This is a genomic window from Actinomycetospora sp. NBRC 106375 (genome assembly GCF_030269665.1).
In the GTDB taxonomy this organism is placed as follows: domain Bacteria; phylum Actinomycetota; class Actinomycetes; order Mycobacteriales; family Pseudonocardiaceae; genus Actinomycetospora.
Window position 1 is genome coordinate 1 of record NZ_BSTS01000030.1, and the last position, 24833, is coordinate 24833.

The 24833-nt window shown below is 74.4% G+C and carries 25 protein-coding genes and 1 pseudogene; 6 read left to right on the forward strand and 20 right to left on the reverse strand.

The features are described from left to right. From QSK03_RS30370 to tsaA, 3 genes are all read right to left on the reverse strand, one after another. On the reverse strand, nucleotides 1–188 hold a 188-nt coding region (locus QSK03_RS30370; RefSeq protein ID WP_502872239.1), incomplete at its 3' end, for a hypothetical protein. 240 nt (nucleotides 189–428) lie between these two features. Continuing rightward, on the reverse strand, nucleotides 429–1010 hold the full coding sequence (locus tag QSK03_RS30375) for a hypothetical protein (protein ID WP_285659335.1): 582 nt from the start codon (nucleotides 1008–1010) through the stop codon (nucleotides 429–431). Between the two features lie 36 nt (nucleotides 1011–1046). Continuing rightward, nucleotides 1047–1496, reverse strand: coding sequence for a tRNA (N6-threonylcarbamoyladenosine(37)-N6)-methyltransferase TrmO (tsaA, locus tag QSK03_RS30380; RefSeq protein WP_285659336.1), 450 nt, complete (start codon nucleotides 1494–1496; stop codon nucleotides 1047–1049). A gap of 34 nt (nucleotides 1497–1530) precedes the next feature. Here tsaA and QSK03_RS30385 point away from each other — a divergent pair, with 34 nt between their 5' ends. Continuing rightward, on the forward strand, nucleotides 1531–2139 hold the full coding sequence (locus tag QSK03_RS30385) for a TetR/AcrR family transcriptional regulator (RefSeq protein ID WP_285659337.1): 609 nt from the start codon (nucleotides 1531–1533) through the stop codon (nucleotides 2137–2139). On the opposite strand, the gene QSK03_RS30390 is transcribed toward QSK03_RS30385, so the two are convergent. From QSK03_RS30390 to QSK03_RS30405, 4 genes are all read right to left on the reverse strand, one after another. Next, nucleotides 2136–2552 (reverse strand): ATP-binding protein, encoded by a 417-nt coding sequence (locus QSK03_RS30390; protein ID WP_285659338.1) that lies wholly within the window; start codon nucleotides 2550–2552, stop codon nucleotides 2136–2138. The genes QSK03_RS30385 and QSK03_RS30390 overlap by 4 nt on opposite strands. Before the next feature lie 250 nt (nucleotides 2553–2802). Beyond that, the gene (locus tag QSK03_RS30395; protein WP_285659339.1) at nucleotides 2803–4032 is read right to left on the reverse strand and encodes an acyl-CoA dehydrogenase family protein; all 1230 of its coding nucleotides are present in this window, start codon (nucleotides 4030–4032) and stop codon (nucleotides 2803–2805) included. Continuing rightward, nucleotides 4029–4994 (reverse strand): SDR family NAD(P)-dependent oxidoreductase, encoded by a 966-nt coding sequence (locus QSK03_RS30400; RefSeq protein ID WP_285659340.1) that lies wholly within the window; start codon nucleotides 4992–4994, stop codon nucleotides 4029–4031. The genes QSK03_RS30395 and QSK03_RS30400 overlap by 4 nt, the downstream gene beginning before the upstream one ends. 81 nt (nucleotides 4995–5075) lie before the next feature. Beyond that, nucleotides 5076–6665, reverse strand: coding sequence for an alpha/beta hydrolase (locus tag QSK03_RS30405; protein WP_285659341.1), 1590 nt, complete (start codon nucleotides 6663–6665; stop codon nucleotides 5076–5078). Between the two features lie 86 nt (nucleotides 6666–6751). Here QSK03_RS30405 and QSK03_RS30410 point away from each other — a divergent pair, with 86 nt between their 5' ends. Continuing rightward, entirely contained in the window at nucleotides 6752–7822 is a 1071-nt protein-coding gene (locus QSK03_RS30410; protein WP_285659342.1) for an ATP-dependent DNA ligase, read from the forward strand. A gap of 130 nt (nucleotides 7823–7952) precedes the next feature. Continuing rightward, entirely contained in the window at nucleotides 7953–9707 is a 1755-nt protein-coding gene (locus QSK03_RS30415; protein WP_285659343.1) for a hypothetical protein, read from the forward strand. Between the two features lie 9 nt (nucleotides 9708–9716). On the opposite strand, the gene QSK03_RS30420 is transcribed toward QSK03_RS30415, so the two are convergent. The 10 genes and pseudogenes from QSK03_RS30420 to QSK03_RS30465 form a co-directional block, all read right to left on the reverse strand. Further along, on the reverse strand, nucleotides 9717–10322 hold the full coding sequence (locus QSK03_RS30420) for an Asp23/Gls24 family envelope stress response protein (RefSeq protein ID WP_285659344.1): 606 nt from the start codon (nucleotides 10320–10322) through the stop codon (nucleotides 9717–9719). Continuing rightward, the gene (locus tag QSK03_RS30425; protein ID WP_285659345.1) at nucleotides 10319–10852 is read right to left on the reverse strand and encodes a DUF6286 domain-containing protein; all 534 of its coding nucleotides are present in this window, start codon (nucleotides 10850–10852) and stop codon (nucleotides 10319–10321) included. The genes QSK03_RS30420 and QSK03_RS30425 overlap by 4 nt, the downstream gene beginning before the upstream one ends. Nucleotides 10853–10855: 3 nt before the next feature. Then, nucleotides 10856–11374 (reverse strand): Asp23/Gls24 family envelope stress response protein, encoded by a 519-nt coding sequence (locus tag QSK03_RS30430; RefSeq protein WP_285659346.1) that lies wholly within the window; start codon nucleotides 11372–11374, stop codon nucleotides 10856–10858. Beyond that, complete coding sequence (locus QSK03_RS30435) at nucleotides 11371–11550, reverse strand: hypothetical protein (RefSeq protein WP_274197018.1); 180 nt, start codon at nucleotides 11548–11550, stop codon at nucleotides 11371–11373. The genes QSK03_RS30430 and QSK03_RS30435 overlap by 4 nt, the downstream gene beginning before the upstream one ends. 59 nt (nucleotides 11551–11609) lie before the next feature. Next, complete coding sequence (locus QSK03_RS30440) at nucleotides 11610–11879, reverse strand: hypothetical protein (protein WP_285659347.1); 270 nt, start codon at nucleotides 11877–11879, stop codon at nucleotides 11610–11612. After that, entirely contained in the window at nucleotides 11876–12190 is a 315-nt protein-coding gene (locus QSK03_RS30445; protein ID WP_285659348.1) for a hypothetical protein, read from the reverse strand. The genes QSK03_RS30440 and QSK03_RS30445 overlap by 4 nt, the downstream gene beginning before the upstream one ends. Before the next feature lie 65 nt (nucleotides 12191–12255). Next, nucleotides 12256–12765 (reverse strand): Asp23/Gls24 family envelope stress response protein, encoded by a 510-nt coding sequence (locus tag QSK03_RS30450; protein ID WP_285659349.1) that lies wholly within the window; start codon nucleotides 12763–12765, stop codon nucleotides 12256–12258. A 160-nt stretch (nucleotides 12766–12925) separates the two neighbouring features. Then, complete coding sequence (locus tag QSK03_RS30455) at nucleotides 12926–13672, reverse strand: pyrimidine reductase family protein (protein WP_285659350.1); 747 nt, start codon at nucleotides 13670–13672, stop codon at nucleotides 12926–12928. After that, nucleotides 13669–13944 (reverse strand): DUF3072 domain-containing protein, encoded by a 276-nt coding sequence (locus QSK03_RS30460; RefSeq protein ID WP_352232077.1) that lies wholly within the window; start codon nucleotides 13942–13944, stop codon nucleotides 13669–13671. The genes QSK03_RS30455 and QSK03_RS30460 overlap by 4 nt, the downstream gene beginning before the upstream one ends. Beyond that, a pseudogene (locus QSK03_RS30465) lies at nucleotides 13930–14139 on the reverse strand (DUF3072 domain-containing protein); the annotation flags it as partial. The pseudogene QSK03_RS30465 and the gene QSK03_RS30460, both read right to left, overlap by 15 nt. Before the next feature lie 107 nt (nucleotides 14140–14246). Between QSK03_RS30465 and gad the strand changes: the two are divergent. The 3 genes from gad (at nucleotide 14247) to QSK03_RS30480 (ending at nucleotide 22223) form a co-directional block, all read left to right on the forward strand. After that, a complete protein-coding gene (gene gad, locus QSK03_RS30470; protein ID WP_285659351.1) occupies nucleotides 14247–15623 on the forward strand; it encodes a glutamate decarboxylase in 1377 nt (458 codons plus the stop codon). Between the two features lie 527 nt (nucleotides 15624–16150). Further along, entirely contained in the window at nucleotides 16151–20767 is a 4617-nt protein-coding gene (gltB, locus tag QSK03_RS30475; protein ID WP_285659352.1) for a glutamate synthase large subunit, read from the forward strand. Next, complete coding sequence (locus QSK03_RS30480; protein ID WP_285659353.1) at nucleotides 20760–22223, forward strand: glutamate synthase subunit beta; 1464 nt, start codon at nucleotides 20760–20762, stop codon at nucleotides 22221–22223. The genes gltB and QSK03_RS30480 overlap by 8 nt, the downstream gene beginning before the upstream one ends. 4 nt (nucleotides 22224–22227) lie before the next feature. On the opposite strand, the gene QSK03_RS30485 is transcribed toward QSK03_RS30480, so the two are convergent. The 3 genes from QSK03_RS30485 to QSK03_RS30495 form a co-directional block, all read right to left on the reverse strand. Then, nucleotides 22228–23235 (reverse strand): DUF2332 domain-containing protein, encoded by a 1008-nt coding sequence (locus QSK03_RS30485; RefSeq protein ID WP_285659354.1) that lies wholly within the window; start codon nucleotides 23233–23235, stop codon nucleotides 22228–22230. Between the two features lie 258 nt (nucleotides 23236–23493). Beyond that, entirely contained in the window at nucleotides 23494–24261 is a 768-nt protein-coding gene (locus tag QSK03_RS30490) for an esterase/lipase family protein (protein WP_285659355.1), read from the reverse strand. A 148-nt stretch (nucleotides 24262–24409) separates the two neighbouring features. Continuing rightward, nucleotides 24410–24706 carry a hypothetical protein gene (locus tag QSK03_RS30495; protein ID WP_285659356.1) on the reverse strand — a complete coding sequence of 99 codons (297 nt, stop codon included), beginning with the start codon at nucleotides 24704–24706 and terminating at the stop codon, nucleotides 24410–24412. Nucleotides 24707–24833 lie beyond the last annotated feature (127 nt).

The window sequence follows — 24833 nt, forward strand, 5'->3', positions numbered from 1 at the left end:
CGGTTGCGGGCCCGGTGACACTCCCGCACATAGTCGATCACCTCGACCCCGACCAGCCCGGCCGGGTCGACCGCCTCCAACCCACCCACCAGCCACGACGGCACCCCCGCAGCGCCCCCCGCCCCGCTCCCCGCCCCGCCCCCCGCCCCGCCGCCCGCGGCGGGGCTGCCGGCCTGGTCGATGCTCACACCCGGGACGCTAGACCCGACCCCCGACACTCCCGGACGATCTTCAACCGGGCCCCCGACCGGCGGCGATGCGGCCGCGGCGTCGCCGTCAGCACCCCGGTCGAGATCCACGGGTCCGACGCTAGCCCCGACCCCCGACACTCCCGGACGATCTTCAACCGGGCCCCCGGACCGGCGGCGACAACGACCGAAGCGCACCGCGGTCAGGGCCTCCGCAACGGCTGCGCTCCGCCGGGCCGCCTATCGGCCACCCGAAGCGTCGACCCCGACCCGACCGGCACCGGACGACACGGGCCGCGACACTCCGGGCCGCGACCGTCCGGCCCGCGACGCTCCGGCCCGCCGCGTCCGTGCCCCCGCCCACGGCGTCGTCCCCCACGGCTTGCCGATCGACGCCCAGGTCATCAGCAGGAACGCGACGAGGTTGGCCGCGCCGCCCCACACCAGCGGCCACGCCGCGGGGCCGGGCCGCTCGATGCTCTCGAGCACCCACACGCCCACGCCGAGCGTGCTGAAGACGATCACGGCGACCGTCAGCACCAGCTTGACCAGCACCCACCAGTGGCGCGCGAGGCCCCACGGCGTCAGGAGCCCGAGGACGACGCCCGTCGCCAGCGCACCGAACGCCGCCGGGATGACGAGCACCATGTCGATGCGGTCGATCAGCTGGTAACAGACCCGGGCGACGTCCCGCGGCACCGTCAGCGCGGTCACGGCGAGCACGACGTTGGCCGCCCCGGCGCCCATCCATCCCAGCGAGACGACCACGTGCAGGAAGACCAGGACGCGCCGGGTCCGACGACCGACTCGTGACGACGACACGATCCCCCCGAGAATCAGACCCCTGATACTGGAGGGCTACCCGCTCGCGGCGGCGTCATCCCCGATGTTGTGGCACCGCGTCCCCACCGGGCCGAGGACGGGCTTGACGTCGACGACCGGGGTGCCGTCGAGCGCCTCGAGATCGGCGACGCGCACGGTCGTGCCCTCGATCCCGACCACCCGGACCTGGTGGAGCCCGAGGGGGTTGGGGCGGTCGGGGGAGCGGGTGGCGAAGACGCCGGTCTCGGGACGGGCGGGGTCGCCGCGGGGGTGCACCGCGAGCACGGAGCGGTCGGCGCGGTCGAGCCAGGTGACGAGCAGGACCTCCTGGCCGACCTCGAGCTCCGCCAGCGCGCGGGCGAGATCGGGCTCGAACGCCACGGTGGCCTCCGGGCCGCCCTCGTCGCCCTGCAGCGGCGCCTGGCCGCGCTCCTGCAGCGGTGAGGACACCCGGCCGAGGATGCGGAGAACGGGACCGTCGGACACCCCGCCACCGTAGGCCGTTCCGTACCCTGCGCGGGTGCCCCGCGCGACGTCCCCCCGTGCCGAGGCCACGGCCGCGACCCGCGCGGGGCTGGTCGAGGCGGCCACGGCGCTGTTCGCGGAGCGGGGCTTCGCCGAGACCTCCATCGACGACGTCGCCGCCGTCGCGGGCATGACCAAGGGTGCGGTCTACCACCACTTCGCGGGCAAGGCGGCGCTGTTCGAGGCCGTGTTCTCGGCCCGGGAGGCCGACGTCCACGAGCGGCTGCGCGCCGCCCTCGACGACGCGCCCGACCAGATGGCGGGTGCCCGCGCGGCCCTGACGACGTTCCTCGAGGCCTGCACGGAGCCGGCCTACGGGCGGATCGTCTTCCGCGACGGCCCCCTCGCGCTGGGGTGGGAGCGCTGGCGCGAGTGCGAGGTCGACTACGCCTACGCCTTCATCGCCCGCGTGCTCGACGGGCTGGCCCGCGAGGGCCACCTGGCCCGGCCGCCCGGGGCGTCCTACCCGACGCTCGTGCTCGGGATGCTCTCGAGCGCCGGGCAGCTGCTGGGCCAGGCGCCGCCCGAGCAGCACCCCGCCCTGCGGGCGGAGCTGCTGGGCTTCTTCGACCAGGTCATCGCCGGGATGACGAGGACCCCTTAGGGCGCCGCCTCACGGTGCTGCCGCAGCGCCACCGTCGTCCCGGCCGCGGTGTGCCGGATGGCCACGCTGTCGACGCAGCGCTGCATGAGGACCATGCCCCGCCCGCGCGGGGCGTGCGAGCCCGGCGCCGCCGGCGTCGATCCCTCGTGCCACTGCCCGTGGTCGGTGACCCGCACGTTCACCGCGTCCGCCTCGGCCCACAGGGTCAGCTCGACGGTGCCCTCGTGGTCCTGCGGATAGGCGTGCTCGCAGGCGTTCTCGACGGCCTCGGCGACCGCCACCAGCACGCGCTCGCGCGCCTCCTGCCCGATGTCGAGGCCGGCGAGCCAGTCGCGGGCCTCGTGGCGCATCCGCTGTGACTCGTCGGGGCGCGCGGGGTGCACCGCCCGCGCGAACTCCACTGCGTCCGTCATGTCCGTCCCCCGCCCCGGCTCTCGTGTCCCCGGACCCTCGGCGGCGACCCTCGGTCGCGCTCCGATCACTCCCGGGCACCGGATGCCCACCGTGCGCGCCCGGCACCTGAGAGGTCGACCACCAACGTCACGAACGGTCCGTCCGGCGCGACCGGCGGGTGAACGGTTGGTGCTGATCGACACTGCAGGTCCGACCGGGTGAAGCACATCCGTGGCATCCGGGTGATGAGATCACCCCCGGACGGGCTCGTCAGGCGAGCAGGTCGTCCGACAGGATCTTGCGTTGGATCTCCGAGGTCCCCTCGAAGATGGTCGTGAGCCTGGCGTCGCGCCAGTAGCGCTCCACCGAGTGCTCGGTGGTGTAGCCGTTGCCGCCGAAGATCTGCAGCGCGTCGCTGGTCACCCGTTCGGCCGTCTCCGAGGCGAAGAGCTTGGCCGCGGACGCCGCGACGTCGCCCCCTGGCGCGCCCCCGTCGAGGAGCCACGCCGCGTGCCACCACAGCGTGCGGGCGGCGTCGACGGCCGCGGACATGTCGGCGAGCTTGTGGCGCAGCGCCTGCTGGTCGGCGATCGGGTGCCCGAACTGCTCGCGGCGACGGCTGTAGGCCACCGCGTCCTCGAGGGCGCCACGGGCCAGCCCGACGGCCCGCGCCGCGGTCTGCACGCGGGCGGTGCCCAGCCAGCGCAGGCTGTCCTTGAAGCCCTGGCCCTCGTCCTGCCCGGTGTCCTGCAGGGCCTCGGCGGGCAGGCGCACGCCGTCGAGCTGCAGCTCCCACGTGGTCAGCCCGAAGTAGCCGATCTTGTCGATCGCCGTGCCCGTGACGCCGTCGGGGAAGCTGCCGCGCTCCTTGGGCACGAGGAAGAGCTCGAGGCCGTCGGAACGGCTCTCGCCCTCGCGCGGCGGGCGGGTGCGGGCCAGCAGGTGCAGGAAGTCGGCCGACAGGGCGTGCCCCACCCAGCGCTTCGTCCCGTCGATCAGCCAGCCGTCGTCGACGCGACGCGCCGTGCACTCGACGCCGGCGAGGTCGGACCCCGCGTGCGGCTCGGAGAACGCGATCGCCCCGACCCAGCGCCCCGCGGCGCTCGCGCGCAGCAGCTCGGCCCGCCGTGACGGGTCCGGCGACGCGCACCCGGTGCCGTTGCCGCGGGCGATGATGCTGCCGACGCTCATCCAGGCGCGCGCCAGCTCCTCGGAGACGAGGCAGTACTCGACCACGCCGAGGCCCTGCCCGCCGTGCTCGGTGTCGACGAGGATCCCGAAGTACCCGAGCTCGGCCATGCGCGCGAGCAGCGACGCCGGGATGTCCTCGCGCCGCGGGTCGAGCTCGTCGGCGACCGGGAGGACCTCCTCCATCGCGAACGCCCGTGCCGTGTCCTGCAGCTCCCGCCGCGCCGGGGTGAGCAGGGCCGCGGCCGTGGGCGCCTCGGTGCGGACCCCGTCGAGGCCGCGGCGCTTCCAGGTCGTGCGGGGCCCGCTCACGCGGCCGTCGCGTCCACGCAGAGGGTCCACAGCGCCGCGCGGGACTGCGGCGTCTCGCCCCCGCGCGGCAGGTAGTGGGTGGGCCGCGGCGCGCGGTCGTGCCAGAACACCCCGGTGCTGTGCCCGGGCTCGGCCGCGGACAGCAGCCAGACCACGGTGTCCGCGCCCTGCTCCTCGGTGCGCAGCAGCGGCCCGGTGACCCGGTGGAAGCCGGGCATGGAGCTCGCGACGCCGGGGGTGTCGGCCCAGCCCGGGTGCATGCTGTGGACGACGACGCCGTCGCCGGCGAGGTCGTCGGCGAGCAGCTCGGACAGCACGACCTGGGCCCGCTTGGTGCGCGCGTAGGCCGCGCCGCCGGAGTAGGTCCCCTCGCGGAACTCCGGGTCGTCCGGGTGCAGCGACGCCGTGTACATACCGCCCGAGGACACGAACACGACCCGGGACGGGGCGGTCGGGGACGCGCCGGCCCGCAGCACCGGGCGGAGCTCGCGGGTGAGGAGGAACGGCCCGAGCACGTGGGTCGCGAGGGTCAGCTCGTGGCCTTCGCCGGTCTCGGTGCGCTCCGGGGGCATGACGCCGGCGTTGTGCACCACGCCGTGGATCGCCAGCTCCCGGTCGCGGAGCCCGGCGGCGTAGCGGCGCACGTCGTCGAGGGAGGACACGTCGCAGACGGCGACGTCGACCGCCGCGCCCGGGTGGTCCGCAAGCACCGCGGCGGCGGTCTCCTCGCCCCGCGACCGGTCGCGCACCACCATCTCGACCCGCGCGCCGAGCGCCACGAGCCCGCGCACGGCGGCGGCGCCGAGGCCGCCGCCGGCACCGGTCACGATGATCGTGCGCCCCTCGAGGCACCCGGCCGGCACCGACCGCCAGCTCGCACGGCGTACCGCGTACCCCACACGGGAGTAGCCGGGGACGACCAGACGGTCGAGGACGGCGTCGACGACGCGGGGCAGGTGCACGGTGCGCAGGCTACAAAGCCGGGCGCCCCGCGGCCCGTCGACACCGCAGACGTCTCACCACGCCCACACGGGACGAACCGCTCAGGGCGGGCAGACAGTGCCCGCCTGCGGCAGGTCGCCCTGGCGCAGGTAGGCCCCGACGGCGTCGCGGACGCACGGCGTGGCGGGGAAGGCGCCGTGGCCCGCCCCGAGCCAGGTGACGAGGCTCGCCGACGCCAGCTGGGCCGCCGCGCGCTCGCTGCCGGGCAGGGGCGTCACCGGGTCCCCGCGGGTGCCGAGCACCAGCGGCGGCGGGCCGGCGAAGGCGCCCGGCGCGGGCGTCTCCGTGGGCACCGGCCACGAGCTGCAGAGCAGCGCCTCGTGGGCGAACCAGGCCCCGAAGACCGGGTCGGCCGCCCGGGCCCGCGCCGCGTCCGCGGCGACCTGGTCGAGCGTCGGGCGCTCCGTGGTGTCGTTGCAGGCGAGCAGCACGCCGGTGTCGAACCCGCCGCCGTCGGCCTCCTGCTTCGCCAGCAGCGCGAGCACGGGGGCCGGGTCGCCCTGGCCGGCGGCCGCGACCGCCGCCGCGAGCTCGGGCCACCGCGCCGGCTCGCCGAGCCCGCTGACCAGCGCCTGGGTGACGGTGCCGTCGGTGATCCGCCGGCCGTCCGGGCCGGTCAGCGGGGCGGCGTGCAGGTTGGTGAGGATGCCGGTGACCGCCCCGGCCGGGTCGAGGCCGAGCGGGCAGTCGGGGCGGGCGCTGCAGTCGGCGGCGAAGCCGGTGAGCGCCTCCCGGGCCCCGACGGCGCGCTCGCGGGCGCGCTGGGAGAACGACGTGGTGGGGTCGGCGAGCCCGTCGAGCACCGTGCGCCCCACCGAGGTCGGGTAGCGCCGCATCCACGCCGCCGCGACCCCGGCGCCCTCGCCGACGCCCAGCACGTGCAGCCGGTCCACCCCGAGCGTCGCCCGGACCTCCTCGAGGTCCTCCGCGTCGATCCCGGTGCGGTAGTCGGTGAGCGCGTTCTCCAGCACCTGCGTGCAGGTGCGGGCGGCGGTCGCGGCGGCGTCGCGCAGGAGGCCGAGCGACACCGGGTCGGCGGCGAGGGGGTCGGCGTCGACGATGTCCTGGCGGGTGGACGGCGTGATGCAGTCGACGGACTCCGAGTTGCCGGTGCCGCGCAGGTCCACGCCGTAGAGCGCGGTGCCCGCGAGCAGCGCGTCCGGCGCCGTGGCCGCGAGCCGCACCGCGCGCTCGGCGCCCGTCGGCCCGCCGGCCTCGCCGACCACCGCGATCGGCACCGGCCCGCCGGGCGGCACCGGCCCGACCGTCACCTGCAGGACGGCCACCTCGGTGCGCGAGGAGTCACCCCCGCCGACCGGCACGCTCTGACAACCGAACCGCAGGTCGCGCCCGCCGAGCGCCGCCGGGCCGTACGTGCCGCGCACCTGGGAGGTGCAGTCGGTGAACCCGGCCGGCGCGCCCGGGGCGGGCACGAACGGCGGCAGCGACGGCGCCGGGCCGGGCGTCGCCGTCTCCGGCGGCGGCCCGGGCGTCAGGGGGCCGTCGACACGGGTGGCCACCGGCGGGCGCTGCGAGGGGCCGACCGCGCACGCCGCGACCCCGAGCAGCAGCACCGCGCCGAGCACCACGACGGGCACCACGGCGAGGGCCCGCACGTTCGCTCGCGGCACAGCGCTCCTCATCGGCTGGTGGTTCCGGCTTGCGGGCGAGTCTGACGGTCCGTGGTGGCGTCACCGTGAGGGGGCATGATGCCCCCGTGGATCTGCCCGTCATGCCACCCGTCGCCCCCATGCTCGCGAAGGCCGTGCCCGAGATCCCCACCGGGCAGCGCTACGAGCCCAAGTGGGACGGGTTCCGCTCGGTGATCTTCCGCGACGGCGACGAGGTCGAGATCGGCAGCCGCAACGAGCGGCCGATGACCCGCTACTTCCCCGAGCTGGTCGAGGCGTTCACCGCCGCGCTCCCGCCGCGGTGCGTCATCGACGGCGAGATCGTCGTCGTCGACGCGGCGGGCACGGGCCTGGACTTCGAGGCGCTGCTCCAGCGGGTGCACCCCGCGGCGTCCCGGGTGCGCAAGCTCGCGGTCGAGACCCCGGCGCACTTCGTCGCGTTCGACCTGCTCGCCCTCGGCGACGACGACCTCACCGGGCGCCCCTTCACGGAGCGCCGCGAGCGGCTCGCGGAGGTCGTCGGGGGGCTCGAGCGTCCCGACGTCCACCTCACCCCGATGACCGAGGACGTCGACACCGCCCGGGACTGGTTCGAGCGCTTCGAGGGCGCGGGGCTCGACGGGCTGATCGCCAAGAAGGCGGACCTGACCTACCAGCCCGACAAGCGGGTCATGAGCAAGATCAAGCACGAGCGCACGGCCGACTGCGTCGTCGCCGGTTACCGCGTGCACAAGTCGGGGCCGGACGCCGTCGGCTCGCTCCTGCTGGGCCTGCACACCGAGGACGGGTCGCTGCAGAGCGTCGGCGTCATCGGCGCCTTCCCCATGAAGAAGCGCCAGGAGCTCTTCACCGAGCTGCAGCCGCTGGTGACCTCGTTCGAGGGCCACCCGTGGGCCTGGGCGGCGCAGGAGGAGGGCACCCGCACCCCCCGCGAGGCCGAGCACAGCCGGTGGAACGCCCAGAAGGACCTGTCGTTCGTCCCGCTGCGCCCGGAGCGCGTCGTGGAGGTGAAGTACGACCACATGGAGGGCGTGCGCTTCCGGCACACCGCGCAGTTCAAGCGGTGGCGGCCCGACCGCGACCCGGCGTCGTGCACGTTCGAGCAGCTGGAGCGCCCGGTGCTGTTCGACCTCGCGGAAGTGCTGACGGCGAGGTAGCGCCCCTTTCGGCGGTTGCCGACGCGATCGTCTCCGGAAGAATCGGACTCCCGGGACCGCGTTCGCAGCATCGGCGATTCTGTGCACCGACGGAGAAGCCATGGTCGCGTCGTGGACACCGCCGCGAACCGTGAGGCGCTACTGCGGCCTCGCCGTCGTGATTCTCGCGGTCTATCTCCTCGTCGCGAGCGGGTTGTTCCTCACCAAGGATTTCCCCGATTCCGGGCCGCTCGCCCCCGCCGGGCCGACGGCGTCGCGCGCGCTCGCGGGAGCGGCGAGCGCGGAGCAGGCGCTGGACATCTGCTTCCCCCGCCGGGCCACCGGGTTCGAGTACCGCGTCGTCCGGGGCGAGGTCGAGGGGCGGTGGTTCCACGCCTGCTACCAGATCGGTGGGGCCGGAACCCAGGTCGTGGTCCTCGACGACCAGGGCCGAGCGGTCAGCGACGAGCGACTCCTGAAAGCGGCCGGGGTGTGGCCGTACTTCGGTGTCGTGGCGAGCGGGCGCGGTCTCGCCCTCGGGTTCGGAGCGTGCCTCGTCCTGCTGGGTCTCGGGCATCTGTACTACCGCAGGCCGCGGCCAGGGCCACCGCTGCGGCGCCCGGACGGCAGGCCGACGTGGTGGGAGCGCCGGAGCGTCGCGTGGTCGCTGGTCTTCCTCCCGGTCGCGACCTGGATCTCGTTGCTCGCCACGCGGAGGATCTCCGGCGAGCGCAAGAAGAGGATCGTGCTCGACGCCGTGTTCGTCGTCGCCGTCACGGTCATCGCCTACCAGTTGCTGTTGTCGGTCGCGGGCGACCTCTGGGGCGGCCTGGTCTTCGGGCTGCTCTCCGTGACTCTCGTGTTCAGCACCGTCGGTGCTTCGTACTTCCTCGCACCTCCGACCTTCGACAGCCCGGACCTGCCGGCGCTCATGGGGTCGATCCGTCACCGAACCCCATGGCCGCCTCCGCTCCCTCCACCCGGCTCCACTCCCGCGGGGACGACGGCGTGGCGATCCGCGAGGGCCCGAATTCACTACAGTCGATTGGTTCGCGTACTGGCGATCATCGCTGCCGGTGTCTGCACGTTCTTCACCGTCCTGGTCGCCAATCTCCTGGTCTTCGCCCCGGGAGCACGGGGAACCGCGACCGCGACCGGCTTGGCGCTCCTGTTCGTGGCTCTGTACGGCATCTTCTTCGTCGTGCCAGGAGTGGTCGCGGCCTTGCTGGGAACGCCGCTCATCGTTCGCTGGCGCGATCCTGCACGTCTCCTCGTGCTCCGCCCCTTCCACCGCCCAGAGTCATCGCGGCCGCTGCGCGAGCTGGTCCGCCGCCACGTGTCCGGGTACGGACACACGTACACCCTGGCCGACGTCGCGATCCGGGTCCGCTGGTACATCCGGTTCCCCGTGCTGGTCGGCCAGCTCGGTGTGCTGTCCTTCCGACGGGGCGTGATCTCGAATCCGCGTCGGCTGGACAAGCTCCTGTCGTCGCTCGGTTCCTCGACGCGGCGGAACACGAACTGGATGGTCTCGCGGAGCAAGGTCTTCCCCGTCCGCTGCTCGGACGACATCTGGCAGGAGGCCGTCGTGCGGATGGTGGCCCGGTGCGACGTCGTCGTCGTCGACGTCACCGAGATGACCGGGAACCTCGCGTGGGAGCTCGGCCTGCTCCGCGCATCACGGCGTCTCGACGACTGTCTGCTCGTGGCGCTCCGGGGTCACGAGTTCCCGGCCGCCGCAGCCGTCAGCCGACAACTCGCCCACGAGGTCCGTGTCTGGGCCTTCGACCGTTCGGGACAGCTGGAACGCAGCGATGGCTTCCACCGGGTCCTGACCGACCGGCTGCGTGTGGCACGAGCGAGGCCTGGATCCGACGGCGTTCGGTCCGCCGTCGCCGGGCAGTGAGAACGGACCTCACTCCACCCGCGCCGGCGTCGGCGCCGAGGTGGCGTCCAGCTCGAGGCGCACAGCGGTCGGCAGCGCGGACACCGAGAACGCCTCGCGGGCCCTGGCGAGCACCCGGCCGTCGAGGTCGGCCCACACGTCGCGGACGTCGGTGCCCTCGACGAGGGTCAGCGCGATCCGCAGCGCCGGGCGCTGGGGCGAGCCGACGAGACGGACCCGGGCCCGGCTGACGCCGTCGATCGCCTCCGCGTCGTGCCGTACGGCGTCGCAGATCGCGGAGTGCTCGACGGTCAGCCGCTCGCCGGGCAGCTCGGAGAGCGAGACGTCGGGGCGCGGCTCCGGGCGCAGTGACCGGACCGTCCACCAGATGCCGAGGACGAAGAGCACCACGCCGGCCGCGATCGCGATCCAGCGGGTGAGGTCGACGTGGGTCGACACCCAGGCCACGGCGATCGGGTCGATCAGCGGGCGCTGGGACCGGTAGGTGCCGAACACCCCGTAGCTGACCAGCAGGACGAGCACCGCGCCGGCGAGCAGCACGAGCCCGACGAGGGTGGTGAGCGTGCGGTCGCCGCCCGCGGAACGGGCGACGGCGGCACGCGAGCGGCGGCTCACTTGACCCCCTTGGTGGTGGTGACCGACACCGCGACGCGCGGGCGCCGCGCGAGCGGCAGGCGGACGAGCATCTCCTCGACCCGGTCCTTGACCGCCGTGCGGACCTCGCCGGCCGGGTCGAGCGTGGCCGCCTTGACGGTGACCCGCTTGGCCGAGGCCACCACCGAGGCCGAGACGACCTCGTCGTGCGAGCGGACCTCGTGCCCGACGGCGCGGGCGAGCGAGCGGGGCGAGGTGGTGACGGTGACCTCGGGGACCGGGTCGGCGAGGAAGACGTCGTGGCGGCGGGCGGTGAGCCCGAGCAGCAGCACGAACAGCGCGACCACGCCGACGACGATCGCGACGGTGCGCACGGCACCCGACTGCCAGGTCAGGCCCTCGATCGTGGTCCGCCAGGACGTCCACGGCACGACGAGCGGGCTCGAGGTCGGCGCGACCCAGGCCGTCACGGTCTCGACCACGACGGCCAGGCCCACGACGGCCAGCAGGAGGCCGAGCAGGGGGGCGAGCACGCGCAGGAGCAGGCGCACTTCTCACTCCGTCCGGGAGGTGGGGGTCCGGCCCGACGACGCCGCGGCCCGGATCGACGGATCGGTGAGGGCGGAGACGCCGATGTCGAGCGAGCGGACCCGGTAGGGCGTGAGGGACTGGACGCGGTCGCGGACGTGGTCGCGGACGGCCGCGGCGCTGTCGGTGATCCGCGCCGGGTAGGCCAGCGGGACCTCCAGACGCAGGTCCACCTGCTCGCCGTAGCCCGAGACCCGGGCGCTCGCCCCGGACTCGCCGAGGTCCAGACCGGCCAGGCGGCGCTGCGTGCGCACGGTGCCCGCGGTGTGATCGGCGGCGTACTCCGCGATCTTGCGGACGACCGAGAGCGCGACGTCGAGGCGCCCGCGCTCGGCGGCCTCGTCGTCACCCGGGACGTCCGGCACGCCCGGACCGCCCGCGACGTTCGGGACGGCCACCGGGGCCGTCACCGCCGTCGGCGAGGCGCCGCCGGCGGGCGGGGCGTCGTCGCCGTCCGGGCTCGGGGCGTCGGTCGGGGTGCTCATCGGTCGCGGCCGCGCCCGACGAACTGGTTGACGTCGAGCTCGCCGTCGAGCACGCGGCCCACGACGAAGCCCAGGACCCCCAGGACGAGGGCGATGAAGAAGCCCTGCAGGCCGCCGGCGGCGGCCGCCACACCCAGGATGAGGCCGACGAACATGCCGGCACGGGTGGCGCTCATGACCACTACCTCCACGTTGTGGGCTCGCCCCGCGCCCTTGCGCGGGCCGAGAAGTTCTCCTACTGCACGCGGGCGGACCCGCGACGGGGGTCGTACCGGCGCGCCAGGCGACGGCCGAAGCGGCCGAGCCGGGCGATCCGGCGGCCCGACACGGCGACGATCGGCGCGTCGAGGCGCGGGTCGTCGGGAGCCGGGCCCGGACGGGTGGCCGCCCGGTGGGCCTCCAGGCCCGCCCGGAAGGCGTCCGGGTCACCGCCGACATCTGGATGGTGCGCCCGGACGAAGGCCCGCAGCGCCGCCCGGGCGTCGGCGGCACCCGGCGCGCTCACTGCGGCATCTCCAGGTCGACGACGGTGACGTCGACCTGCCGGGCGCCGGACTGCGCGGCCACGATGCGCCGCAGCTCGGCGGCCGTCGCCGCGACCGGGGCGCCGTAGTGCAACACCACGGCGATCCGGTCGGGCTCGCCGCTCTCGCCCAGCACGATGCCGGGCAGGCGTCGTCCGGGCAGGTAGCTCGCGATCGTGCCGAACGGGCCGCCGGACAGCGCGGCCACCGCGGGGTGGGCGAGCACCGCCTCGGCGATCCGTTCGGGCAGCGGCCCGAGGCCCGGGGCCTCCGGCGAGGCGGGGCTGACCACGACGGAGCTCGGTCGAGCTCCGCTGCGCTCCGTCTCCCGCGGCCGCCCACCCGAGTGGTGCGTGCTCACTCGACGCGCGTCGTGGGCTGCTGCTGCCCCGACGGCTCGCCGCCCTCGTCGTTGTCGTCGCCGGGCATGTGGATGTCGTTGACGGCGATGTTGACCTCGATGACCTCGAGACCGGTCATCTGCTCCACGGCGGCGATGACGTTGCGGCGCACGGCGCGGGCCAGCTCGACGATGCCGGCGCCGTACTCGACGACGATGTCGAGGTCGATGGCGGCCTGCTTCTCGCCGACCTCGACCTGGACGCCGGCGGCCTGCGAGGTGCCGCTGCCGCCCGGGATGCGCTCGCGGATGGCGCCGAAGGCGCGCGAGACGCCCCCGCCCATCGAGTACACGCCGGAGACGTCGCGGGCGGCGATCCCGGAGATCTTCTGGACGACGCCGGAGGCGATCGTGGTCTTGCCCTGCCCCGTGTCGTCGGCGAGGCGGGCCGGGGTGGCGCCCCCGGTCCGTCCGCTCGACACGGCTGCGGCCTCGGAGCCGGTGGCGGTGCTGGGGCTCTGCGTCATGGTGGGCGCTCCCTGTGCGCTGGGTGCGGATCGAGTGTCGATGTCGGGTCGTTGCCGGGCCGGTGACCGTCCGCGGTTGCCGACCTCGTACCCGTGAGACACACCCGGCGCCGGAACGTCATGGACTCTCACTCGAAAGAAGGAGTGAGCCCGGCCACGCTCAGCCGGGTGCGCGCCGGTACCGCAGCATCAGGCCGTCCTCGTGACCGACCACCGAGGCCAGCGTCAGCGAGCGGGGGACGGGCAGCGACGGCCCGGCGACGATCCGGTCGGCGCCGCCGCCGACCAGCTGCGGCGCGAGGCTCAGGCACAGCTCGTCGACGCGGTCGGCGGCCAGCAGGGAGCCGAACAGCGCCGGCCCGCCCTCGCAGAGCACCCGGCCGAGCCCGCGCTCGGCGAGCGCGGCGACGACCGCGCCGGCGTCGGTGGCCCCTGGGTCGGCCCCGCTGACGGCGACCACCTCGGCGCCGGTGCCCGCGAGCGCGCGGCGCGCGTCGTCGGCGGCCACCGCCGCGGTCAGCACCAGCGGCGGGACGGCCGTGTCGGTGAAGAGGGCGGCCTCCGCGTCGAGAGCGCCGCGAGTGCTGACGACGGCGATCGGCGGCACGGGCGCCTGCCCGCGGGCGCGCCGGCGCTCCTCGCGCTCGGGGGTGGTGCGGGCGCCCCGATAGCCCTCGGCGCGCGCCGTGCCGGATCCGACGAGCACGACGTCGGCGAGCTCGCGCAGCAGCCCGAAGATCTCCTTGTCCCCGGGCGCCTGCAGGCCGCCGGAGACGCCCTCGACGGCCACCGCGCCGTCCGCGCTCGCGACGAAGTTGACGCGCACCCACGGGGCGGGGTGGGCGTAGAGGTCGGCGAGGGCGTCCCGGTCGAGCTCGTCGCCGTCGGCGGGCCAGACCAGCCTCACCGCGACGTACCCGGCTCCGCTGCGCTGCGCGGGTGGCTTGCCTTCTGCCTCAGCTCCTCGATCGCCCGCGAGGCCTGCGACTTGTTCAGCCCGGTGGGGGGTTCCTCGCCCGCCTGCTGGGCCAGGGTCTCCAGGTAGCTCGCCTGCGGGCCGGTCATCGGCTCGTCGCCCGTGACCCACTCGTCGGTCGGGCGCTCCTGGCGGGAGAGGTCGGGGGAGCCCCCGGACCCGTCGGTGTCGGCGGTGGAGACCGACCCCTGCAGGCGCTCGATCTCGTCGGAGGCCTGGGCCTTCGTCAGCCCGGTCGGCGGCTCCTCGCCGGCCTGGTGGGCGAGGGTCTCGAGGTAGCTCGCCTGGGGGCCGGTCATCGGCTCGTCGCCGGTGACCCAGGCGTCGTTGTCCTTGGCGGCGGGGGAGTCGTCGCCCGGGGTCTTGACGGCGTGGGGGTCGGGGGCCTGCTCGGTCACGGGGATCGCTCCTCGGGGTCGGGGGTGTCGAACATCCGTTCGATCCGGCGGCGGGTTACCCCGTGTCGGCCCGGGGACACCTCCGGGCCCCGCTAGGTTCGGTGACCATGACGAGCCCGGCCGACCGCGACGAGCTGCTCCCCGTCTTCGCCCGCGGGGCGGAGCTCGCCGGGCAGCGGCGTGACCGCCTCGCGGACGACGCCATCCTGCCGGCGACGGCGTACCAGATCGTCCACGACGAGATGATGCTCGACGGCAACGCCCGGCTGAACCTGGCCACCTTCGTCGGCACCTGGATGGACGGCCACGCCGACCGCCTCTACGCCGAGGCCGCCGACAAGAACATGATCGACAAGGACGAGTACCCGAGCACCGCGGCGATCGAGGACCGCTGCCGGCGCATCCTCGCCGACCTGTGGCACGCGCCCGACCCGGACGCCGCGATCGGGACCTCCACCACCGGGTCGTCCGAGGCCTGCATGCTCGGCGGCCTCGCGTTCAAGCGGCGCTGGCAGCACGCCCGGCGGGCGGCGGGGAAGGGCACCGAGAAGCCCAACCTCGTCATGAGCTCCGCGGTGCAGGTCTGCTGGGAGAAGTTCTGCAACTACTTCGACGTCGAGGCGCGCTGCGTCCCGATCTCCGACGAGCACCCCGTCCTCGACGGCCACGACCTCGCCGCGTGGGTCGACGAGAACACCATCGGCGTAGTCGCGATCATGGGCGTCACCTACACCGGCATGTACGAACCGGTCGAGAAGATCGTGGACGCCCTCGACCGCATCCAGGCCGACACCGGGCTCGACGTGCCGGTGCACGTCGACGGGGCGTCCGGGGCGATGGTGGCCCCGTTCCTGCAGCCCGACCTCGCCTGGGACTTCCGGCTCCCGCGGGTGCACTCGATCAGCACGTCGGGCCACAAGTACGGGCTGGTCTACCCGGGCGTCGGCTGGGTCGTGTGGCGGGAGCGGCAGTGGCTGCCCGAGGACCTCGTGTTCGAGGTCAGCTACCTCGGCGGCAGCATGCCGACCTTCGCGCTGAACTTCTCGCGCCCGGGCGCCCAGGTGCTCCTGCAGTACTACGTCCTCCTGCGCCTCGGGCGCGCCGGGTACACCGCGGTGCAGCGCAACTGCCGCGACGTCGCCCGCTACCTCGCGGACGGCATCGGCCGTCTCGGGGCGTTCGACCTCTGGAACGACGGCTCCGACATCCCGGTCTTCGCCTGGCGGCTGCGCGAGGGCCACACGGAGAACTGGACGCTCCACGACCTCTCGGACCGGCTGCGGATGAAGGGCTGGCTGGTGCCGGCGTACCCGCTGCCCGACGCCCTGGCCGACCGGACGGTGCAGCGGATCGTGGTCCGCAACGGGCTGAGCGGGGATCTCGCCGACCGGCTCCTGGCCGACATCACGGCCGAGACGGCCTACCTCGACAAGCTCTCGTCGCCCATGCCCGCGGACGGGCAGACACCCTCGTTCCACCACTAGCCCACCGCCGAGCGACCGAACGAGACCGTCCGGAGCCGTACTACGCGGTAGGGAAACCCTTGGCCCACGGTGTGTCGTCGGCCAGACTGGTCGGCGTGTCGGGATCGGTCATGTGGGCGTCACGCCTGTCGGGGGGCCACGCCGCGGGGGAGCGCGGCGCGCGTCGCTTTCTCGGCGGGTGGCCGGGACGCGATCCCTACAGCGCCGCGAACAGACGGTCGCGGCGCTGAGGCGCCGACCTCCCCCTGCTCCGGGCGCGCGAGCCGGTTGCGGACGGTGACCCCATCGGTTGCCGCCACGTGGCGATCAGCACTCTTTCGGACCTGGTCGACACGGTGCGCTCGCCCGGCCGGGGAGGTTAACGTCAGGTTGCCCCTCCGGTCGTCCACCACGGACACCACGACCGGTGCGCCCAGGGCCGTCTCCCGGGTGAGCACGCTCCCCGGACCCCACGACCACCCCCGCCGGACCACGCCGGACCCCGGCGGACCACCACCTGCACGGACGCGAGAGATCGGAGGGCGCACGTGGGCAACCACCGTCAGCGCGAGGGCCTCTACGACCCGGCGTACGAGCACGATGCCTGCGGCGTCTCGTTCGTCGCCGACATCGCCGGACGCCGCGACCACCGCACCGTCAGCCGCGGTCTGACCGCCCTGCTGAACCTCGAGCACCGCGGCGCGCGCGGGGCCGAGCCCGACACCGGCGACGGCGCCGGCATCCTCATCCAGGTCCCCGACGGCCTCTACCGTCCCGTGCTGGCCGAGGCCGGCGTCGAGCTGCCCGAGCCCGGGCGCTACGCCGTGGGCAACGCGTTCCTGCCCACCGACGCCGACGCGAGCGAGATCGAGGAGATCGTCGCCCGCATCGCGTCGGAGGAGGGCCTGCACGTCCTCGCGTGGCGCGAGCTGCCCGTCGACCCGGACGGCGCCGGCATCGGCAACGCCGCCCGCGCGGCCATGCCGCGGTTCCGCCAGCTCTTCGTCGGCCTGCCGCCCGAGGTCGAGCACGTCGTCGACACCCCGAACGCGGGGGACGACGACGCCGGCATCGTGATGACCCTCGAGCGGCGGGCGTTCGCGCTGCGCAAGCGCGTCGAGCACGAGACCCGCGCCGCGGGGCTCGAGACCTACTTCCCGAGCCTGTCCGGGCGCACCGTCGTCTACAAGGGCATGCTCGCCGAGGAGCAGGTCCAGCCCTTCTTCGCCGACCTCGCCGACGAGCGCACCACCAGCTCGATCGCGCTGGTGCACAGCCGTTTCTCCACCAACACGTTCCCGGCGTGGAGCCTGGCGCACCCGTACCGCTACCTGGCGCACAACGGCGAGATCAACACGCTGCGGGGCAACCGCAACTGGATGGCCGCCCGCGAGTCGATGCTCGCGACCGGCGCTTTCGGCGAGGCCGAGCTCGACCGCATCTTCCCGATCGTCACGCCCGACGCCAGTGACTCGGCGACGTTCGACGAGGTGCTCGAGCTCCTGCACCTCGGTGGGCGCACGCTGCCGCACGCGGTGCTGATGATGATCCCGGAGGCGTGGGAGAACCACGCCGAGATGGACGAGTCCCGGCGCGCGTTCTACCGCTACCACTCCACGCTGATGGAGGCCTGGGACGGCCCGGCGCTCGCCGCCTTCACCGACGGCTCGGTGATCGGCGCGGTGCTCGACCGCAACGGCCTGCGCCCGGCGCGCTACTGGGTCACCGAGGACGGCCTGGTCGTGCTCGGCTCCGAGGTCGGCGTGCTGGACATCGACCCCGCGACGGTGGTGCGCAAGGGCCGCCTCGAGCCGGGCCGCATGTTCCTGGTCGACACCGTCGGGCGCCGCATCGTCGACGACGACGAGATCAAGGGTGAGCTCGCCGCCGAGCACCCGTACGACGAGTGGCTGCACGCCGGGATGGTCGAGCTCGCCGACCTGCCGTCGCGCGAGCGCGACAAGTTCGACCGCCAGGTGCTGGTGCGCCGCCAGCAGACCTTCGGCTACACGGGCGAGGAGGTCTCGCTGCTCCTGCGCCCCATGGCCCAGAGCGGGGCCGAGGCCACGGGCTCGATGGGCAACGACGCGCCCCTCGCGCCGTTCTCCTCGCGCAGCCGGGTGCTGTTCGACTACTTCGTCCAGTTGTTCGCCCAGGTCACCAACCCGCCGCTGGACGCCTACCGCGAGGAGCTCGTCACCTCGCTGCAGGTGCAGCTCGGGTCGGAGACCAACCTGCTCGACGCCTCGCCGGCGTCCTGCCGCCGCGTCGTGCTGCCCCTGCCCGTGATCGACGACGACGAGCTCGCCCAGATCGCCGGGATCAACGACGACGGCGACATGCCGGGCTTCGCGCCGTACCTCGTCTCCGGGCTCTACGAGGTCGGCGGCGGCGGGGACGCGCTGCGCGCCCGGCTGGCCGAGATCCGCGAGGAGGTCTCCCGGGCCGTCGCGGACGGCGCCCGCGTGATCATCCTGAGCGACCGGCACTCCGACGCCGAGCACGCGCCGATCCCGTCGCTGCTGCTCACCGGCGCGGTGCACCACCACCTCGTGCGGGAGAAGACGCGCACCCGCGTCGACCTCGTCGTCGAGGCCGGCGACGTCCGCGAGACCCACCACGTCTCGCTGCTGCTGGGCTACGGGGCGAGCGCGGTGAACCCGTACCTCGCGCTCGACACGGTCGACGACCTCATCGACCGCGGCGTCATCACCGGCGTCACCTCCGGCACCGCGACCCGCAACGTGGTCGAGGCGCTGGCCAAGGGCGTGCGCAAGGTGATGAGCAAGATGGGCATCTCGACCGTCGCGTCCTACATGGGCGCGCAGGTGTTCGAGGCGATCGGCCTCGGCTCCGAGATCGTCGAGGACTGCTTCGCCGGCACCACCTCGCGGCTCGGCGGCGTCGGCTACGACGTCCTCGCCGAGGAGGTCGCGGTCCGGCACCGCCAGTCCTGGCCAGCCGACGGCGTGCGGCCCGACCACCGCGAGCTCGCGGTCGGCGGCGAGTACCAGTGGCGGCGCGAGGGCGAGCTGCACGTCTTCAACCCGCACACGGTGTTCAAGCTGCAGCACTCGACGCGGACGCAGAACTACGACACGTTCAAGGAGTACACGGGCGCCGTCGACGAGCAGAGCTCGCGGCTGCTGACGCTGCGCGGGCTCTTCGCCTTCCGGGACGGCGCCGACACCGGCCGCACCCCCGTCCCGATCGACGAGGTCGAGCCGGTCTCCGAGATCGTCAAGCGGTTCAACACCGGCGCCATCTCCTACGGGTCGATCTCCCAGGAGATGCACGAGGTGCTGGCCATCGCCATGAACCGCCTCGGCGGCCGCTCCAACACCGGCGAGGGCGGCGAGGACCCGGACCGCTTCACCCGCGACCCGAGCGGCGACTCGCGGCGGTCCGCGGTCAAGCAGGTCGCGTCCGGGCGCTTCGGGGTGACCAGCGAGTACCTCGTCAACTCCGACGACATCCAGATCAAGATCGCGCAGGGCGCCAAGCCCGGCGAGGGCGGGCAGCTGCCCGGGCACAAGGTCTACCCGTGGATCGCGAAGACCCGGTACTCCACGCCCGGGGTCGGCCTCATCTCGCCGCCGCCCCACCACGACATCTACTCGATCGAGGACATCGCCCAGCTCATCCACGACCTCAAGAACGCCAACCCGCGGGCGCGCGTGCACGTCAAGCTCGTCTCGCAGGTCGGCGTCGGCACGGTCGCGGCGGGCGTGTCCAAGGCGCACGCCGACGTCGTCCTGATCTCGGGGCACGACGGCGGCACCGGCGCCTCGCCGCTGAGCTCGATCAAGCACGCGGGCGGTCCCTGGGAGCTCGGCCTCGCCGAGACGCAGCAGACGCTGCTGGCCAACGGGCTGCGCGACCGGATCGTCGTGCAGACCGACGGCCAGCTCAAGACCGGCCGCGACGTCATGATCGCCGCGCTGCTGGGCGCCGAGGAGTTCGGCTTCGCGACGGCGCCGCTCGTGGTCTCGGGCTGCATCATGATGCGCGTCTGCCACCTCGACACGTGTCCGGTCGGCGTCGCGACCCAGAACCCGGTGCTGCGGCAGAAGTTCGACGGCAAGGCCGAGTACGTCGTCGCCTTCATGGAGTTCATCGCCCAGGAGGTGCGCGAGCACCTGGCGGCGCTGGGCTTCCGGTCGATCGAGGAGGCCATCGGGCACACCGAGGTCCTCGACACGCGCGCCGCCGAGTCGCACTGGAAGGCCGAGGGCCTCGACCTCTCGGCGGTGCTGCACCGCCCGGACGTCCCGGACAACTTCGGCGACCAGGCCCTGCACCAGACGAAGCCGCAGGACCACGGTCTGGAGAAGGCGCTCGACCACACCCTGATCCAGCTCGCCGAGGGCGCGATCGCGGACGGCACCCCGGTGCGGCTCGAGCTGCCGGTGCGCAACGTCAACCGCACCGTCGGCACGATGCTCGGCTCCGAGGTGACCCGGCGCTGGGGTGGTGCGGGCCTGCCCGACGACACCATCGACATCACGTTCACCGGCTCGGGCGGGCAGTCGTTCGGCGCGTTCCTGCCGCGCGGCGTGACGATGCGGTTGATCGGCGACACCAACGACTACTTCGGCAAGGGCCTCTCGGGCGGGCGGCTCTCGGTGCGCCCGCACCCGCAGGCGCCGTTCGTCGCCGAGCAGCACATCGTCGCAGGCAACGTCATCCTCTACGGGGCGACCGCCGGCGAGGCGTACCTGCGCGGCAAGGTCGGCGAGCGCTTCTGCGTGCGGAACTCCGGCGCGGTCGCGGTCGTCGAGGGCGTCGGCGACCACGGCTGCGAGTACATGACCGGCGGCCGCGCGGTGATCCTGGGCCCGACCGGGCGCAACTTCGCCGCGGGCATGTCCGGCGGCATCGCCTACGTGCTCGACATGCAGGAGATCCGGGTCAACCACCAGATGGTGGAGCTCGAGGTCGTCGGCCCCGAGGACGTCGACGAGCTGCGTTCCCTGGTCGAGAAGCACTACGCCGCCACCGACTCCGCCGTGGCCCACGACCTGCTGACCGACTGGGATGCCGCGGTCGCGCGCTTCACCAAGGTGATGCCGGTCGACTTCAAGCGGGTCCTGGAGGCCACGGCCGACGCCGAGCGCGACGGCCGCGACGTCAACGAAGCGATCATGGAGGCGGCTCGTGGCTGACCCCCGGGGATTCATGACCACCGGCCGGGAGCTCCCGCGCCGCCGGCCGGTCGACATCCGCATCAAGGACTGGCACGAGGTCTACGAGGAGCTCAACCCGACCACGCTGCGCAAGCAGGCGGGGCGCTGCATGGACTGCGGCATCCCCTTCTGCCACCAGGGCTGCCCGCTCGGGAACATGATCCCCGAGTGGAACGACCTGGTCTGGCGTGACGACTGGGCCGAGGCCATCGAGCGCCTGCACGCGACCAACAACTTCCCGGAGTTCACCGGGACGCTGTGCCCGGCCCCGTGCGAGTCGGCGTGCGTGCTCGGCATCAACTCCGACCCGGTGACGATCAAGCAGGTCGAGATCGAGATCATCGACCGCGCCTGGGACGAGGGCTTCGTGAAGCCCCAGCCCCCGGAGACGAAGACCGGTCGTTCCGTGGCCGTGGTGGGCTCGGGGCCGGCGGGCCTGGCCGCCGCCCAGCAGCTCACCCGCGCCGGGCACGACGTCACCGTCTACGAGCGCGCCGACCGCATCGGCGGGCTCCTGCGCTACGGCATCCCCGAGTTCAAGATGGAGAAGAAGCGCCTCGACCGCCGCCTCGAGCAGATGGTGGCCGAAGGGACGCGGTTCTTCGCGGGCGTCGAGGTGGGCGGTCCCGCGGCCACCGACCTGTCGGTCGAGAAGCTGCGCGCGGACCACGACGCCGTCGTGCTCTCCGTCGGCGCGACCGCCTGGCGCGACCTGCCGATCACGGGTCGCGAGCTGCACGGCATCCACCAGGCGATGGAGTACCTGCCGCCGTCGAACAAGGTGCAGCAGGGCGACTACGAGCGCTCCTTCATCGACGCCGAGGGCCGCGACGTCGTGGTCATCGGCGGCGGCGACACCGGCGCCGACTGCGTGGGCACCGCCCATCGCCAGGGGGCGAGGTCGGTGACGCAGCTCGAGATCATGCCGATCCCGCCGAACGAGCGGCCGAACGCGAACCCGTGGCCGACCTACCCGATGATCTTCCGGATCTCCTCGGCCCACGAGGAGGGCGGCGAGCGGCTGTTCTCGGTGAACACCGACGAGTTCCTCGGCGACTCCCGCGGCAACCTCCGGGCGCTGCGCCTCGTCGACGTCGAGCGTGCCGACGGGAAGTTCGTGCCGGTCGAGGGCAGCGAGCGGGAGATCCCCGCAGACCTCGTCTTCCTCGCGATGGGCTTCCTCGGCCCGCAGAAGGAGGGCCTGCTCGACAGCCTGGGCGTGGAGTACGACGACCGCGGCAACGTGCGCCGCGGCGACGACTACCAGTCCACGGTCCCCGGTGTCTTCGCCGCCGGGGACGCCGGACGCGGGCAGTCGCTCATCGTCTGGGCCATCGCCGAGGGCCGTTCCGCCGCCGCGGGGGTCGACGCCTACCTCACGGGCCGCGACGTGCTGCCGCGCCCGATCGGCCCGACGGACCGCGCGCTGGTCTGAGGCCTCACCCGCCGAACCAGGACAGGAGGCGGCCGCGGGACCAGCAGCGGCCGAGGACGTCCGGCGGTCCGCCGGGGAGCGCCAGGCCGATGATGCTGTGCCCGGACGCCGGCCGGTCGCCGAGCGTCGGGACCCCGGGCGCCACCCCGACGCCCTCGACGGACACCCAGGCCACGGGCCGGTCGGTCGCGCCGATGACGTCCGCGAAGCGCTGCCGGCGGGCGGCGCTCAGCCGCGACAGCGCCCAGGTGGTGGTGACGACGGGCAGGGCGTCGTCCGGCACGTGGGCGAGGGCCTCGGTCAGCCGGTCGACGGGGTCGCCGCCGAGGTAGCGTGGGCCCAGAGTCGCGACCAGGGCGATCTCGGTGTCGAGGTCGCGGCGCTGGTCCGTCGCGTCCGGGGGCAGGCAGGCGCGCAGCCAGCGGGCGTTCTCGGTGTCGGCGACGTCGAGCGGCTCCCGGTCGACGGCGATACGGGCGACGACGTCGGGGACCGGGTGTGCCGGGACGGGCCGCCCGCCCACGACCGTCGCTGCCCGCTGCACCGGGGAGGCGGGGTCGCCCCGCGTCGCCCCGGCGTCGTAGCGGACGCCGACGCGGTCGACGGCGAGGTTCAGCCCGGCGGGGCGGCCCAGGTCGATCAGCCCGATCGCGTCGGCCCCCGTCCGGTGCGCCGCCTCGGCGACGGCGGGGTGGAGCACGGCGTGGCGTCCCGCCTCGTCGGGCCGGTGCCGCCGGCGCGCGGCGATCGCCGCGACCTCGTCGGCCCGGTGCACGAGCGTGTCGACGGCGGCGTCCTCGAGGGCCGGGGCCCGCTCGGCGAGGGCGAGGTCGTGCAGCGCGGCGAGGACCAGGGCGGGCCCGCGGCGCTGCGGTGGCGCCGCCTCGACGGCGTGCAGGGCGTCCGCGGACCGGCTGATCGCGAGGGCGAGGCGCGCCTGGAGGGGCGACGTCCCCTCGGCGTCCGCGAAGCGCCGGTACTGCGCGGCGAGCGAGCGGCTCGTCCCGGACACTCCGGCGACCCTAGCCATCTGGGGTGGGCTCTCCATGTCGATCTCCCGGGAGTGTCACCAGGTCCGCGGGCGCCCGGGCGGTCGCAAGAGGCGCGTCCGGCAGCTCGGGAACCCTGTCGATCATGCGCGAGGTGCCTCTCGCGCCGGGGCGCCGGCTCCTGGCGGCGCTGTTGAGGCGCGGCCGGCCGCGAGTGGCACGTTCGGCAGCTCGAGGGCCCTGTCGATCATGCGCAAGGTGCCTCTCGCGGCCGAAGCGACTCACGCGGCAGGCGTGAGGCTCGGGGGCGTGGTGGTGGCAGTGGTGGTGCGGCGGGTGCGGCGGCGGGCGGGTCGGGCGGGGCGGGCGCAGAGGGCGGCGACGCGGGCGACGACGCCGGCGTCGCGGAGCAGCCCGCAGTGCCCGACACGGTCGACGACGACCGCCTCGGCGCCGTCGCGCGTCGCCCGATGCACCGCGACGACGGCGTCCGCGCGGGACGCGATCGTCGTCCACGGCACGTCCGGCCGGCTCAGCGAGCGCAGGACCGGCGCGCCGGGGCGCAGGTCGCGCAGCGCCCCGACCGGGAAGAGGCGGGCCCAGCCGGTGCCGCCGAGCGGTGCGCCCAGGGTGACCACACGGGTCGCGGTGCCGGCGAGGCGCCGGTCGGCGAGGCTCGCGGCGACGACCACCCCGCCGAGGCTGTGCCCGACGACGGTGACCGACCGGGCCCCGGTCCGTCGCGCCAGGTCCGCGACATCGTCGGCGAGCCGCGCGGCGAGCTCCTCGACGCCCGCGGTCCAGCAGTAGCGGTGGCGGACGACGGCGACGCCCGGGCCGCCCAGCGCGCGGGCGAGGTCGTCGAAGCAGTCGGGACCGGCCCCGAAACCGTGCACCAGGACGACCAGCGAGCGTGCCCTCGTCACGGGTGCGACGGGGTCGGGTCCGTGGTGGGGCCGCGCCCCGAGCAGCAGGGTGGCGACCACCGCGAGCGTGACCCGCAGGACCGCCCGCAGCTCGCGGAGGCGGCGCCGTGCCGTGCCGACCATGACCCCACCCCCCCGCGCCCGGCGCCGGATCCCTGGCCGGCGTGCCCTGCGGTGAGCCTGCTCAGGACGCGGGCGCGTGTCGGGAGGGCGCACCCTCCGGTGGGGTGGGGTCGTCCCCCGTCCTCGGTTCCGGTGGGAAGGGCGGGGACTAGGCGGGACGGGGCGCGCGGTCGTGGGCGATGGCGGGCACGGTGACGCGCAGGCGGTGCGGGGCGACCTGCCAGTAGCGCCGCTCGGGGTCGGCCCGGCGCCAGCGCTCGGCGAGCTCGGTGACCCGGTCCTCGTCGACCGTGCCCGGACGGGCGCGCCAGCGGCGGGAACGCCCGCGCACCAGGACGTCCAGAGCGCCCCAGGCCTCGTCGGCCGAGCCGTGCACGCTGACCGTCGCCGGCGCCTCGCCGTCGCCGAACAGCACCGTGTAGGCACTGACCGCGTCGTAGGTCACCTGAACTCCTCCCGGAGCCGGGCGGCGACCCGCGGACGCGGGGGAGAGGGCCGTCCGGCTCGGCTCCAGTGAAGACGCCCGGGGTCGGTCCGGCGAGGAGCGCCGACCGGGGCCGCGCCGAACTGAA

Excerpts from the sequence above, each read along its gene's own strand:
- QSK03_RS30430 (WP_285659346.1), bottom strand. The coding sequence starts at position 11,374 with ATGAGCACCCCGACCGACGCCCCGAGCCCGGACGGCGACGACGCCCCG.
- QSK03_RS30390 (WP_285659338.1), bottom strand. The coding sequence starts at position 2,552 with ATGACGGACGCAGTGGAGTTCGCGCGGGCGGTGCACCCCGCGCGCCCC.
- gad (WP_285659351.1), top strand. The coding sequence starts at position 14,247 with ATGACGAGCCCGGCCGACCGCGACGAGCTGCTCCCCGTCTTCGCCCGC.
- QSK03_RS30435 (WP_274197018.1), bottom strand. The coding sequence starts at position 11,550 with ATGAGCGCCACCCGTGCCGGCATGTTCGTCGGCCTCATCCTGGGTGTG.
- QSK03_RS30490 (WP_285659355.1), bottom strand. The coding sequence starts at position 24,261 with ATGGTCGGCACGGCACGGCGCCGCCTCCGCGAGCTGCGGGCGGTCCTG.
- QSK03_RS30450 (WP_285659349.1), bottom strand. The coding sequence starts at position 12,765 with ATGACGCAGAGCCCCAGCACCGCCACCGGCTCCGAGGCCGCAGCCGTG.